Consider the following 13589-nt stretch of genomic DNA (forward strand, 5'->3'; position numbering starts at 1 on the left):
GGGGAGCCTAAGCGCTAGGCAAGCGCTTGCGCACGCGCTTTCGCAAAACTTACTGACCCGGTTCGTGGAAGCGGCCGATGATCGGGATGCGTTCGATGATCCGGTCGCGCAACCGAGGCTGCTGCGGCGGCGGTGGCGGGGGCACGTAGACCGGTGGGGGCGGCGGCGCGGCGGCGGGCGGCGGGACGTACGCCGGTGCGGCAGCGGGCGGGGGTGCCTGCGGCACCGCGACGGTCATCGTCTTCGCGACGACGTTCGGGATGTCGGGGAATCGAACGGCCGAGCGGCCGGCCGGCGGTGGCGGTGCCACAACGCGTTCGGGTTGCGCTGCGGCACTGAGGTTCTCGACCGGCTCGTCCTCACTCAGGTTGAGTCCGATCGCGATCGACAACGAGACGACGAACGTCACCACCGCGACGGCGAGCACACCGAACAGGACGCCGGCTCGCCGCGGCGGCACGTCCCCGAGCGGAGGGCCCGACATGTCGAGCGTCCTGGCGGCGACCAGTGCCGCGCCGCGGGCCAGCGCGAGGTCGGCCTCCGCGGCCGAGAAGACGGGCGCCTCGGTGATGGCCTCGAAGGCGGTCACGATGACCCCGACGTCGTCGGAGCCGATGACGAAGATGGCGGCGGGCTCGCGGTCCAGCACGGCGATGACGCTGCTGGTGAGTTCGAGCGCGTCGTCCCTGTCCGCGGGGCGGTCGACGTAGTGGACCGTCACCTCGCCGCCGTCGACCACCGCCACGAAGGCCGAGTCCGGCTCGACGATGCACACGGCGACGTCGTCGTAGTCGGTGATGTCGGCGACGCCTTTGGCCAGGGCGGCGACCGCGGCAGTGTCCGAGACGGGCGCGACGTCGCGGTGACCCCGCGCCACCAGGGCGTCGACGACGGCGGCCGCGGCCGGACCGGCGTCCGCGGTGGAGGTGACGCCGACGACGCGGATCCGGTCCTCGGCGACGACGGCGGGGTTCAACACCGCGTGGACCAGCAGATCGGCGTCGACGTCGTCGATCGCGGGGATGTCGAGCTCACCGCGGTCGATCGGGTCGCCCTCGCCCGTCGACCCCTCGACGAGCACCCAGCGCAGCGCCGCCGTGGTGAGCGACAAGCCGAGGACGAGGTCCATGAAGGTCACGTTACCGCTGGGGGCAAGCACCCTGGCTTGACGCGGCCGCAGACCGAGGGGCCAACAACTCCATCCGACGCCGCCGGAAACCCAGGTCGACACACCCGGCCAGACTCGATATCACCCGTGACATCAACTCCCAGAACGTGTCTGGGCCGGCGCTAGCGGGCCCCGTTGATCACCGGTGCGTCGATCAGCCCCTTCTCGATGCCCCACTGGGTCGCGATGGTCCGGTACTCACCCGTCTTCATCAACTGTTCCAACCCCTGCTTCAACGACTCCGCCAGGCCGGACCCCTTGGCCACCGGCCAGCCATACGACGCGGAGTCCGTCACCTCCCCCGCCGTCTCCAGCACACCGGCGCTGAGCTTCACCGCGAAACCCGTCACCGGCGAATCCGCCGACATCGCGTCGACCTCGCCTGCCACCAACGCCTTGGTCAGATCGTCCTGCCGGGTGAACACGACCATGTCGATCGGCGACAGCCCCGCCGCTGCACACTCGTCACTCTTGGCCGGGATCTCCTTGGTCTCCTGCAAACCGCCCTGCGCCACACCGACTTTCAGTCCACACGCCGCTGACGGCTCCACCGACGTCCCCGCCCGGCGGGCCCACAGGTTGCCTGCCGAGAAGTACGTCACGAAGTCGACGTCCTGCTCCCGATCGGCGGTGTCGGTGAACGACGACGCCCCCACGTCGAAGTTGTCGCCCTGCACCGACGGAATGATGCTGGCGAACGCCGTCTCGCGATAGTCGGCCTCCAGCCCCAACGTTCGCGCGATCGCGTTCATCAGGTCGACGTCGAAGCCGACGATGTTCCCCTGCGAATCCTTGAACTCGTTGGGGGCGTACGGAACGTTGATCCCGATCACCAACCGGCCGGACTGCCGGATGTCCGCCGGCACCGTGGCCGCGATCGACGGCACCGCGCCAGCCCGCAGACTCGGATCCGGCGGCGCCGTGCTGTCCTCGACGGCGGCCTGCCGGGGGTCGTCCTGCTCGGATCCGCTGCGCCACTGCACGACTCCGAACGTGCCGACCGCGGCGATCAACACCACCGCCGACACGACTGCGACCATCGTCCGGGTGGGACGCCAGACGCCGCGGGTCGGAACCCGGCGCGCAGAATGCCGACCGGAACGGCCGCTGCCCCGCACGGGCGCATTCAGCGCGCGACGCGCGGCGGCGGCCAGTTCGGCACCGGTCTGATACCGCTGAGCCGGCTTCTTGGCCATCCCCTTGGCGACTACGTCGTCGAAGGCCGCCAGTCGCGAGTCGAACGCCGACGGCCGCGGCGGCGCCTGCACCATGTGCCCGGCAATCTGCTGCTCGAGGCTGTCGGCGGGGAAGGGCCGAGAACCCGTCAAGCTCTCGTACAACACACAGGCCAACGCGTATATGTCTGACCGCGGGTCGCTCTGCCCCGCGTCGAACCGCTCCGGCGCCATGTACGCCAACGTGCCGAGGGTGTTGCCCGCCGTCGTCATGCCCTGCTCGCCCGCGGTGCGCGCCAAACCGAAGTCGATCAGATAGGCGAACTGCTGCTTGGTGAGCAGAATGTTGGACGGTTTGACGTCCCGGTGGATCAAGTGTTCCTGGTGAGCGGCGTCCAGTGCGGTGGCCACCTGCTCGACCACCTCGACGGCCAGCGTCGTGTCGACGGGCCCTTCGCGCTCGGCGAGAATGTCCCCGAGGGTCTTGCCGTCGATCAGTCGCATGTCCAGGTACAGCCGGCCGTCGATCTCGCCGTACCCGTGGATCGGCACCACGTGCGGGTCGGTCAGACTGGCCGCGGCCTGCGATTCCCGGCGAAACCGCTGCTGGAAGACCTTGTCCTCGGCCATGTGCGGTGGGAGCACCTTGAGCGCGACGACGCGATCGGTTCTGGTGTCATAGGCGCGGTAGACCTCGCCCATTCCACCGCGGCCCAGCAGCTCGCGCAGCTGATAGTGACCAAATGACGTCGCGTCCACCGTCTACTCCTTGGCGGCAGCCACCCCCGTGGCTGTCGATAGAAGTTACCTCACGTGCGGATACTCCGCCGACCGCTTCTGAAATGCGAGAATGTCCGGATTGACGATGTTGCCGTCGCGGATCTCGATGGCACGACGTACCGTCTCGTCGTCGTCCCACTCCGTCGGCCCGGCCAGAATCGTTGACAGGTAGGGGATCAACGCCTCGCTAATCTCCCACGTCGCGGCGTTCCACAGGTAGGACGGGCTGTGGTCGACCGCGTAATACGTGATGTTGTTGCCGACGATGAACGTCGGATCGTCGAACGACGTCGGCAGCGCCCAGCTGAAACCCATTCCGGCGTCGCACGATACGTCGATGAACAGGCTCCCCGACCGGAACGCTTCGAGGTCGGCCTCGTGCAGGAAGACCAACGGGGCGTTGGGGTCCTGAAGCACGCAGTTCACGACGACGTCGTGCTCGGCCAAGTACTGGGCCAGCCGCACCCGGCCGTCGTCGGTCAGCGCGAAGCTCGAGCCTTGCTCGTCGGACTCGAACTGCACGATCTCCGCCGAGTGAATCGGCGACGCCACTTCGGAGACGTTGCGGTTGGTGAGGATGTCGATGTCGTGGACGCCGATGGCGTTCAGCGCCGTCACCGCGCCGCGGGCGGTGGCGCCGAATCCGATCACCGCGGCGCGCAGCCGTCGCCCGTAGGTGCCGGTCGACCCGATGATCTCCAGCGCGTGCAAGACCGAGCAGTAGCCGGCCATCTCGTTGTTCTTGTGGAACACGTGCAGCTTGAACGAGCCGTCCTTGCGCCACAGGTTCATCGCCTCGAACGCGATCAACGTCAGGCGGCGGTCGATCGCCTGCTGCGTCAACTCCGCGTCCTGCACGCAGTGCGGCCAGCCCCAAAGGATCTGTCCGTCGCGAAGTTCGGCGAGGTCGCCGGCATCCGGCTTGGCCAACAGGATGACGTCGCACTCGGCGATCAGCTCTTCGCGCGACCGCACGCCCGCCACCGAACGCGACAGTTTCTTGTCGGAGATGCCGAAGTGCTCGCCGTAGCCGCGCTCGAGATAGATCTGCCCGATGACGCTCTTGTCGATGCGGTCGAGGTGCTCCGGATGGATCGGCAGCCGGTGCTCGTTCTCCTTGTGCGTACGTGCGATGACGCCGAGCTTGAGTTCGCTCACGTGGCCCTCCCGAGGCATGGTCATCCCCGAAGCCGGGATGCCGACTCGGTGATTAGACCGTACTCGACCAGCCGTCGGCGATCCCATTTCGCCCACGTGTCAACGAAATTGACACCTCGCCGATATCCGCGTCTACTGGAGACCTATCAAGAATTCGAGGCGCCGTTCGTGACCACCAATTCGATCGTTCTGATCGTCGTCGCCGTATTCGTCACGCTTGCCCTCGCCGGCGTGGTGGCGATCTTCTCGCGCAAGTTCCGCTCCGATCGCCGACTACTCGGTGGCGCCACCGTCCTCGGCGAAATGGCCGCCGAAGCGGCGGTCGTCCAGCATCGCGACGACGTGCGCGCCCAGCGCGAGAGCCGTCCCGCTACCGAGGAATGATCCGCGTCAGCGGATCGAGACCAGCTGGTCGATCGAGTCGCGTGGCAAGAGCCCGTCGACGATCGCCGTGACGTACATCGAGTTCAGGGTGATGGCGCCCTTGTGGTTGACCAGGAAGGCCGTGTCTGCGGCGTCGCCCCCGGTGGAGATCCGCACCAAACTCTGGCGAGGCGCGAGCAACGTCGCGTCCACGACGCGCCACTGCCCCTCGACGAACGCCTCGGCGACCGCGTGGAAGTCCATCGGATAGAGCCCCGGCGCGTAGACCGCGACCATGCGGGCGGGCACGTTGACCGCACGCAGCAGCGCGACGACCAGGTGGGCGAAGTCGCGGCACACCCCGGCGCCGGCGAGCAGCGTGTCGACCGCCCCGTCGATCGGGTCACTGGACCCCGGCACGTAGTTCAGCCGGCTGCCCACCCACGACGACACGTGTTCCAACACGGTGGCCGAGTCGGCGTAACCGCCGAATTCCGTTGCGGCGAAACCGTAGAACTTGTCGGCCTCGGCATATCGGGTCGGCCGGAGATACCGCGACAGGTCGTAGTCGGTCACCGGAGCCGGATCGGTCTGGCCGATGACGGTGGCCGAGTAGTTCACCTGCAGATTGCCCCCGGCCACCTGAAGCTGGTGAATCCGGTTGCCGTGCTCACCGCTGATCTCCTTGGCCGGCACGGCAACGCCGTCCAGCACGAACGTCAACGCTTCCCACACCTCGGTGTTCGGATGCGGCGCGATCGCGACCTGGAATTCCAACGTGGTCGGCGCGGTGACGTCGACGTCGAGCCCGCAGGCCACCTCACGCCGCATCACGTCACCCGTCATTCAGCGACGGCCGAAAAGCGTTGCGCGTTCTGCATCGCCGACAGCACGGCCAACGTGGACATCGCACCCTGGTTGCGGTCGACGCCCTCGCTGCCGAGACCGTCGAAACCACCGCCGGTCAGCGAATCCCACATCGGCTCGCCGGAGCCGTTGGCGCCCTCGAACCACGCGGCAGCCGCGCGGACGGCGTCCGGCCACTTCGGGCTGGCGTCGACGCCTGCCGCTCGGGTGCAGGCGTCCGACATCTCGGCGACCGCTGCGGGCTGACGGTCGACCACCTCGTCGTCGAGCAAGCCGTTCAACAGGTCCAACCCCTGCTGGCACAGTGCGGGCCGGTCCAGCGTGGTGCCTGCGGCGATCATCGCCTCGGCCATCACGGCCGCGCCGGGGGCCTGCGCCGACGACTCCGAATCGGCGAAGGCGGTCAAGAGGGCGCGGGCGATCGCGTGGTCGGGTTCCACCGAGAGGACCTCGGCGGCACCAAGTGCGGCGTACGCCATCGCGAGCGGAGACGGCGACCGCACCTTGCCCGAGCGCTCGAACTGGATGACGGCGACCCGACGGACCAGACCCACGCTGCTGTGCGCGGCGGCGGTGCCGAGCGCCCACAGGCACCGGCCCCACCACACTTCGAGGGACGGCTGGTCGACCCAGTTGCCCTTGCTGTCCATGTGGTTGCGGCACGGACCCGCGTACGACTGCGCGTCGTTGAGGTAGCGCACCGCGAGACCGGCGAGACCGTTGACGGCGCCGTCCGGGTCCGGCTGACGGGTGGCGACGACCAGCAGCCGGGCCATGTCGTCGGTGCGGTAGCCGCCGCTGCGCTCGGGCTCGGTCAGCAACGCGTGTTCGAACGTGCCGCGCCGGTCCGAGAGGTGCAGCAGATGGTCGAAGACCGGAAGCGGTGTCGAATGTGGTTCGGTCACACCATCGCCGCGCGATCGGCGACGACCCGGCGAGCGAGCGCCAGGTACGCGGTCGCCGATTCTGGCCAGCCCATCGACGGCGCCAAACGTCGCGCCTCCGCGGCCATGTCACCGGTCATCCGGGGGTCGGTCAGCATGCGGCGCAACGCCGTTGCCAGCGCTTCGGGGTCGTCGTGGTCGACGACGATGCCCGCTCCGCTGCCGAGAAGTTCCACGGCATGTGGGAAGGCGGTGGCGACGACCGGCCGTCCCGCGGCGAGCGCGTCGACCAGCACGCCGGAGTTGGCCTGATCGGTGGAGTCGTACGGCAACACCACAGCGGCCGACGTCTGGATCAGCGCCGACAGCGACGCGGTGCTGCGGTAGATGGAGTCGAAGCTCACCGCGCTCGCGACGCCGGCAGCCTTGGCCCGCTCGATGCAGGCTTCCCGGTAGGCCTCACCCTCGGCGGCAAGCACGTTCGGGTGCGTGGCACCGGCGACGAGGTAGCGCGGCTGGCCGCGCAGGTCCTTGAGCCCGCCCATGGCGTCGATGACCCGCTCGACACCCTTGCCGGGGCCCATCAGGCCCCACGTCAGGAGCGTCGGTCGGCCCGAGCGCTTCAGCGGGGCCACCGTCGGCAGCGTCGCGCCGCGCTGGATGGTGACGACCTTTCCGGCGTCGACCGCGTAGTCGGCGCAGAGGCGCTCGTTGGCCGAGCGGGACATGACGACGACCCGGTCTGCCTTGGCGACCAGGGTCTCCATCGCCGAACGCTGTTGCGGCGTCGGGTGTTTGAGTACTTTGTGGGCGACGACGATGGTCGGGACCCGCAGGTCCTCGACGACGTCGAGGATCTCGGCGCCGAAGACGTCGTAGTCGTGCTGGATGACGGCGACGTCACGCTGATTCAGCAGTTCGATGCACGCGCTGACCGATGCGGACGAACCGTTGACGAACTCCCCGATGACCGCCTTGCTCGTCGGCTCGGCACCATCGGCGACGCGAATCACTCCGACGTCTGATCCATTGCTGGACAGACCGTTGGCCAACCCCGCGCTGAACGTGGCGAGGCCACATGGCGTCGGCGGAAAGCTCGTGAGAATGCCGAAGGTCGGATTCAAGCGTCGTTCCGGCGCCATGTGGCCGATGAAGGACGGAAAACGGGTTGGAACGTTCAAGGTGGTCCCGACTGGCGGATGACACCGAAGTGCCCGGCGTGAGCGGATGCTCCTAGAGAACAGCGGCGGACAGCTGTCTCAATCCCGGACTGGTTGGGGTCCCAACGACCCCGACTTTACCACCTTCGACGTGCTCCAACCTGCCCAGTGTTGCCCATTCCCACAGCTAGAGGGCCTGACGGGCAACCTCAGGGCGTCTTGTTTCTGGCATGCGCACGGCGTACCGCCTCGTCCACGACGTGCGCCGCGACGTCGGCCAGTTTGCGGTGTTCGCTCTGGCTCATCCCCTGCAACTGGACGAACGCGTCCTCCGCAGTCCGCCCGGTCCGGGCCCGAATGATCCCGATGGCTTGGTCGATGACGGGGCGCGACGACAGGGCCCGCTGCAGCTGGGCGTTGAGCGTCAAGGCCTCGGAGAGCACCTGGGCGTTGTGCACGGCGGCGGCCGCCGGACTCGCGAAGAGCTCACCCAGTTCTTCGGCGTGGGCGTCGAAGACGTCCTTGCCGTAGGAGTAGACGGTGATGGCCCCGACCACGCGGTCCGGCAGCAGCAGCGGCAACGCGAGCACGCTGTGCACACCCATCCGGCCGACGCGGGGGCCGAACCTCGGCCACATCTTCTCCCCGCCCAACGAACCGGAACGCACGGGCCGCCGGTCGCGGGCCGCGGTGATTCCGGGCCCCTCGTCAAGCGTGACGTACTGGATTTCGTCGATCGCGGCGACGAACGGAGCGCTCGCCGCCAGCGCAGCCACCGCGGTGTCGGTGGCGTCCACCCGCAGCAGCGTCACCGCGGCGCCGTCGGCCCCGGGAATGGCCCGGCACGTGAACGCCGCCACCTGCGCCAGCAATTCGGGCAAGCCGAGGCTGCCCGCGAGGAGACCCGCCAACGCGTCTATTCCGGCCCGGAGGTCGGCGACGTCGGCATCGGATGCCGTGACTTCCGTCATGCCCTACCTGCCAGCCGTGGAGTGCCGCGAACCGCAGCAGAACGACCTCCAGACTATGCCCGCGACGCCCCCACCGATGCGCCACCCGAACCGTGGGCAAAACCCGTTGCCGGAGAACGCGTTTCGGCGCCGCCACCGTAGCCTTGCCCGTGGCGGGCGTATGGTCGTGGAATCGGGACCATTCAGGCCCCCAATGCAAAGGGCCACCGATGTCTGACAAGTCCCCCAGATCCGCGATGTCCAAGAAGGCCGGCAAGTCGCTGAAGGAAAAGCGCGCCGACAAGCGCACCAAGGCCGACACCACCTCGGCTACCGAGGACGCCATCCGCAAGAAGCGCTGATGTGGGCGCCGCCGTTTCGAGTCACGGCCGACGTCAAACGGTGATTGACGTCACCGTTGCTGACAGCTAAGTTTGTCCCATATTTGGGATGGATTTGCTAAACGGGGGAGTTCGCATGGGGCGCTGGATCACCGGAATGTTCACGACACGGGGCGCCTCGATCAGCACCGGCGACGAGGGTTGTTCGGTCTGCGACCATCCGTTCGGGCACCTGACGCACGCATGCATCAGCTCGATCGGCCCCGCCGCTCCGGTGCGCCTGGAGCTTCCCATTCTCGTCCCCGTGGCCGTCGTCGCCTGACGTTCGGGCCCAATCACCCTCAGCGGTAATAGATCTCGTCACCGGTGGGATATCCCCCGCCGAACGTCGTCAAGTGCACGTGGTCGAAGTGCGCGGCGCCGGAGTTCTGCGGACCACTCGGCGTGTAGTAGACGCCTCGCCAGATCGCATCCTGTAGTCCGAACCGGGCCGCGTTCTGCAACGCGTACGCGACGATCCGGTTCCCCAGCGCGATGCCCCCTGGTGAACTCGGGTTGGGCACCATGACGTCGAGGGCCAGGCCGTCCGGATGCCACCGGAGCGCATCGGCGCGCATGCCACCGATGCTGTGAATCTCGGGGAATACCACGCTCAGGCTGCGAGCCAGGAAGATCGTCTTCACCTGGAGCCCGGCCTCGGGGGCCACCCCCTTTGGCAGGATCCGATGACTGTCGATGACCCGCCACCGCGACGCCGCGACGGGTGCCGCAGCGCTGCGGGCGGGTGCGGCCGACGAGAACAACGCCATGCTGACCGGAAGCGCCGAGTGGGCGTCGACCTGCGACGCGGGGACGACCTCGAGGCAGCACGGCGAGGCCGTCGCCGGCGCGGCCGATTCCGCCGCCACCTCGACCGCAACGGGGTGGGGACTGGCGCCTGCAGTCGCCAAGACGGCGAGGGAGGTCATCACGGCAGCCAAGAGCAGCGGCGGTTTACGCCGTTGCTTGACCAGCTGATGTCTGCCCACGAGAGCACTTTACGAGGTCTCGACCCCTAAACAGTAATCTTTCCGAGATTCAATCGTGATCTGCAGTTGAATTCCTTTGCCAAATACCGCTGTGAATGCGCTGTGCGTCTATTCATTGCGGCGTACGGTCCCGTATCGTACTGTCAACCTAGTTGATCTAACGACCGCGTGGTCGGCAGCTCCTACCACCGTCCACATGTCCCCGCTCGCCGAAAGGCCCACGCTTGCACGGGATTTCGATTGGAAGGCGCCTGGGTCGACGGTGGATGCCACTGGTGGCCGTCCTCGTCGTGTTGGTGGCCGGCTTCGCGGTGTACCGCCTGCAGGCCGTCTTCGCCTCCCAGGACGTGGTCTCGACGCCCAGCGCGGGCGCCAACGAAATCGTCCCGTTCAACCCCAAACACGTGGTCCTCGAGGTATTCGGCCCGCCCGGCACGGTCGCGACCATCACGTACCTGGACGTGAACGCGCAACCGCAGCGCGCCGACGCCGTCCCGCTGCCGTGGGCCTACGACGCGACGACCACCCAACCGTCGGTCTTCGTCAACGTCGCCGCCCAAGGTGACAGCAGCACCCTCGGCTGCCGCATCAAGATCGACGACGTGGTGAAGGACGAGAGAACGGTGAACACGCTGAACGCCTACACCTACTGCCTGGACAAGTCCGGATGAGCACCCACCACGCCGAGGGCACCACCCGAACCGACCGCATCGGACACACGATCCGGCGGTTCTCACCGCTCATCGTGCTGTTCTGGCTGGCGCTCGCCGTCGCCACCAACGTCTTCGTCCCGCAACTCGAGAAGGTCGCCGAAGCCCACAACGTCTCGCTGAGCCCGCAGGATGCACCATCGCTGCAGGCAAGCAAGGAGATCGGGAAGAAGTTTCAGCAGTACGACTCCGACAGCGCGGCGATGATCGTCCTCGAGGGCGACCAACCGCTTGGCGCCGACGCCCACCACTACTACGACGACCTGGTGCGCAAGCTGTCCCAGGACACCACCCACGTCGAACACGTCCAGGACTTCTGGGGCGATCCGCTGACGGCGGCCGGATCCCAGAGTTCCGACGGCAAGGCGGCGCTGCTTCAGGTCAACCTCGCCGGCAACCAGGGCGAATCGTTGTCCAACCAATCCGTCGACTCGATCCGCGACATCGTGAACCGGTCGACGCCGCCGCCCGGAGTGCACGCCTACGTCACCGGCGCCGCTCCCCTGGTCACCGACCAGTTCGAGGTCGGCAGGCAAGGCACCCTGAAGACCACCCTGATCACCCTCGGGGTGATCGCCCTCATGCTGTTCTTCATCTACCGCCGTCTCACCACGGTGTTCCTGGTGATCTTCACCGTGATGATCGAGCTGACGGCCTCCCGCGGCGTGGTCGCCGTCCTGGCCAACGCCGGCATCATCGAGCTGTCGACGTACTCGACCAACCTTCTGACGTTGTTGGTCATCGCGGCCGGCACCGACTACGCGATCTTCATCCTCGGTCGCTACCACGAAGCGCGCCACGTCGGCGAAGACCGCGTGACGGCCTACGCGACGATGTACCGCGGGACCTCGCACATCATCCTTGGGTCGGGTCTGACCATCGCAGGCGCCGTGTTCTGCCTGACCTTCACCCGGCTGCCCTACTTCCAGAGCCTGGGCGTGCCCGCCGCGACCGGCGTCCTCGTCGCCGTCGTGGCCGCGCTGACGTTGGCGCCTGCGCTGCTGTCCATCGGACGGCACTTCGGCCTGTTCGAACCCGCCCGCCCGCTGAACACCCGGGGCTGGCGACGCATCGGCACGGCGATCGTGCGCTGGCCGGGACCGATCCTGGTGGCGACCATCGCCGTCGCCCTCATCGGCCTTCTCGCCCTGCCCGCCTACAAGACGAGCTACGACGCCCGCCCCTACATCCCCGCCACCGCACCGGCCAACGTCGGCTACGCGGCCGCCGAGCGGCACTTCTCCCAGGCCCGCCTCAACCCCGAACTGCTGATGGTCGAAGCCGACCACGACCTCCGCAACCCGACCGACATGATCCTTCTCGAGCGGGTGGCCAAGGCGGTCTTCCACACCGACGGAATCGCGCAGGTGCAGTCGATCACCCGACCGCTGGGTACGCCGCTTGACCACACCTCGATCCCGTTCCAGATCAGTGCGGGCAGCTCGGCCCAAATCCAGAACCTGCCCTTCCAACAGGCCCGCGCCGACGATCTCCTCAAACAGGTCGCCACCATCGACGACGGCGTCCGGGTGCTCCGCCAGCAGTACGCCCTGCAGCAGCAGTCCGCCGAGGTCACCGACGAACAGGCCAAGGCGTTCCAGCAGACGGTCGCCACCGCTCAAGACCTCCGCGACAAGATCGCCAACTTCGACGACTTCTTCCGGCCGCTGCGCAGCTACTTCTATTGGGAGCCACACTGTTTCGACATTCCCGTGTGCGCGGCGCTGCGGTCGATCTTCGATGCGCTCGACGGCATCGACGCACTGACCGATCAGCTGGGTGACGTCGCGGGCAGCATCGCCAAGCTCGACGCACTGCAGCCGAAACTGCTCGCGCTCTTCCCCCCTCAGTTGGCCAATCAACAGACCAACCGCGACCTGACGATGACGAACTACGCCACCAACTCGGGCATCAACAACCAGTCCGCGGCGTCGCTGCAGAACGCGACGGCCCTCGGCCAGGCCTACGACGCCTCCAAGACCGACGATTCCTTCTACCTGCCGCCGGAGGCGTTCACCAACCCCGAGTTCATTCGCGGGCTCAAGCTGTTCCTCTCCCCCGACGGCAAGGCCGCGCAGATGATCATCACCCACGAGGGCGATCCCGCGACGCCCGAAGGGATTTCGCACATCGACGGCATCAGGCACGCGGCGCAGGAAGCCGTCAAGGGCACCCCGTTGGCGGGATCGAAGCTCTACCTCGCCGGTACCGCGGCCACCTACAAGGACATTCAGGACGGCGCCAAGTACGACCTGATGATCGCCGCGATCGCGGCGATGAGCCTGATCCTGCTCATCATGATGTTCATTACCCGCTCGCTGGTGGCCGCGTTCGTCATCGTGGGCACCGTCGCGCTGTCGCTTGGCGCCTCGTTCGGCCTGTCGGTGTTGATCTGGCAGGACCTTCTCGGCATCGACCTGTACTGGATCGTGTTGGCGCTGGCCATCATTCTGCTGTTGGCGGTGGGATCGGACTACAACCTGCTGCTGATCTCACGGTTCAAGGAGGAGATCCACGCCGGCCTGAACACGGGCATCATCAGGGCCATGGCCGGCTCGGGATCGGTGGTGACCGCCGCCGGGCTGGTGTTCGCGGCGACCATGGCGTCGTTCGTGTTCGCCGACCTGCGGATCCTCGGTCAGATCGGAACGACCATCGCCCTCGGTCTGCTGTTCGACACGTTGATCGTGCGGTCGTTCATGACGCCGTCCATTGCCGCGCTGCTCGGGCGCTGGTTCTGGTGGCCGCTGGTGGTCCGGCCCCGCCCCGCCCGAAACTGGCCGAAGGCCGACGAGTCGCGCCAGGCCGGTCGTCAGCTACCGCTGTGGGAGGACGCGTAGCCCGTGGTGGCCGCCCGCGCCAGTCGGTAGCCATGAGGCCGCGCCCTTGGGGTTGGTTGGCAATTGGCCCAGTGCTCGGTTGTGACGATCCGCCGTTGTTAAGCTGGTGCGAACTTTGCTAGAGCGCAGCGGACCATCCCGGGCTCGTCGTGCCGCAACCCGCGG

The 13589-nt window shown here is 67.5% G+C and carries 13 protein-coding genes; 5 read left to right on the forward strand and 8 right to left on the reverse strand.

The features are described 5' to 3' along the window. Positions 1-49: 49 nt before the first annotated feature. The 3 genes from ASD37_RS08950 to ASD37_RS08960 form a co-directional block, all read right to left on the reverse strand. Positions 50-1129 carry a hypothetical protein gene (locus ASD37_RS08950; RefSeq protein ID WP_082570071.1) on the reverse strand — a complete coding sequence of 360 codons (1080 nt, stop codon included), beginning with the start codon at positions 1127-1129 and terminating at the stop codon, positions 50-52. A 161-nt stretch (positions 1130-1290) separates the two neighbouring features. Further along, positions 1291-3102 (reverse strand): bifunctional serine/threonine-protein kinase/transporter substrate-binding domain-containing protein, encoded by a 1812-nt coding sequence (locus tag ASD37_RS08955; protein WP_056550622.1) that lies wholly within the window; start codon positions 3100-3102, stop codon positions 1291-1293. A 45-nt stretch (positions 3103-3147) separates the two neighbouring features. After that, on the reverse strand, positions 3148-4299 hold the full coding sequence (locus ASD37_RS08960) for a N(5)-(carboxyethyl)ornithine synthase (RefSeq protein WP_200959848.1): 1152 nt from the start codon (positions 4297-4299) through the stop codon (positions 3148-3150). 150 nt (positions 4300-4449) lie between these two features. Here ASD37_RS08960 and ASD37_RS08965 point away from each other — a divergent pair, with 150 nt between their 5' ends. Beyond that, the gene (locus ASD37_RS08965; RefSeq protein WP_156720816.1) at positions 4450-4665 is read left to right on the forward strand and encodes a hypothetical protein; all 216 of its coding nucleotides are present in this window, start codon (positions 4450-4452) and stop codon (positions 4663-4665) included. Between the two features lie 6 nt (positions 4666-4671). Here the strand turns inward: ASD37_RS08965 and ASD37_RS08970 are convergent, their stop codons facing one another. The 4 genes from ASD37_RS08970 to ASD37_RS08985 all read right to left on the reverse strand — a co-directional run bounded on the left by ASD37_RS08970 (position 4672) and on the right by ASD37_RS08985 (position 8526). Beyond that, positions 4672-5490, reverse strand: a complete 819-nt coding sequence (locus tag ASD37_RS08970) for a transglutaminase family protein (protein ID WP_370072586.1) — start codon at positions 5488-5490, stop codon at positions 4672-4674. Then, positions 5487-6416 (reverse strand): hypothetical protein, encoded by a 930-nt coding sequence (locus tag ASD37_RS08975; RefSeq protein ID WP_056550624.1) that lies wholly within the window; start codon positions 6414-6416, stop codon positions 5487-5489. The genes ASD37_RS08970 and ASD37_RS08975 overlap by 4 nt, the downstream gene beginning before the upstream one ends. After that, positions 6413-7537 carry a glycosyltransferase gene (locus tag ASD37_RS08980; protein WP_056550625.1) on the reverse strand — a complete coding sequence of 375 codons (1125 nt, stop codon included), beginning with the start codon at positions 7535-7537 and terminating at the stop codon, positions 6413-6415. Before ASD37_RS08980 ends, ASD37_RS08975 begins: the two co-directional genes overlap by 4 nt. A 227-nt stretch (positions 7538-7764) precedes the next feature. Next, on the reverse strand, positions 7765-8526 hold the full coding sequence (locus tag ASD37_RS08985) for a GAF and ANTAR domain-containing protein (protein WP_056550626.1): 762 nt from the start codon (positions 8524-8526) through the stop codon (positions 7765-7767). 209 nt (positions 8527-8735) lie between these two features. Here ASD37_RS08985 and ASD37_RS32515 point away from each other — a divergent pair, with 209 nt between their 5' ends. Together ASD37_RS32515 and ASD37_RS08990 are read left to right on the forward strand one after the other, a co-directional pair. Next, a complete protein-coding gene (locus ASD37_RS32515; RefSeq protein ID WP_255354829.1) occupies positions 8736-8867 on the forward strand; it encodes a hypothetical protein in 132 nt (43 codons plus the stop codon). A gap of 115 nt (positions 8868-8982) precedes the next feature. Further along, positions 8983-9168, forward strand: coding sequence for a hypothetical protein (locus ASD37_RS08990; protein WP_056550627.1), 186 nt, complete (start codon positions 8983-8985; stop codon positions 9166-9168). 19 nt (positions 9169-9187) lie between these two features. On the opposite strand, the gene ASD37_RS08995 is transcribed toward ASD37_RS08990, so the two are convergent. After that, entirely contained in the window at positions 9188-9874 is a 687-nt protein-coding gene (locus tag ASD37_RS08995) for a hypothetical protein (RefSeq protein WP_056550628.1), read from the reverse strand. A 266-nt stretch (positions 9875-10140) separates the two neighbouring features. Between ASD37_RS08995 and ASD37_RS09000 the strand changes: the two genes are divergently transcribed. Together ASD37_RS09000 and ASD37_RS09005 are read left to right on the forward strand one after the other, a co-directional pair. Further along, the gene (locus ASD37_RS09000) at positions 10141-10545 is read left to right on the forward strand and encodes an MmpS family transport accessory protein (protein WP_056550629.1); all 405 of its coding nucleotides are present in this window, start codon (positions 10141-10143) and stop codon (positions 10543-10545) included. Continuing rightward, positions 10542-13424 (forward strand): RND family transporter, encoded by a 2883-nt coding sequence (locus tag ASD37_RS09005; protein WP_056550630.1) that lies wholly within the window; start codon positions 10542-10544, stop codon positions 13422-13424. The genes ASD37_RS09000 and ASD37_RS09005 overlap by 4 nt, the downstream gene beginning before the upstream one ends. Positions 13425-13589: the final 165 nt, after the last annotated feature.

This window comes from Mycobacterium sp. Root135 (genome assembly GCF_001426545.1).
Classification (GTDB): domain Bacteria; phylum Actinomycetota; class Actinomycetes; order Mycobacteriales; family Mycobacteriaceae; genus Mycobacterium.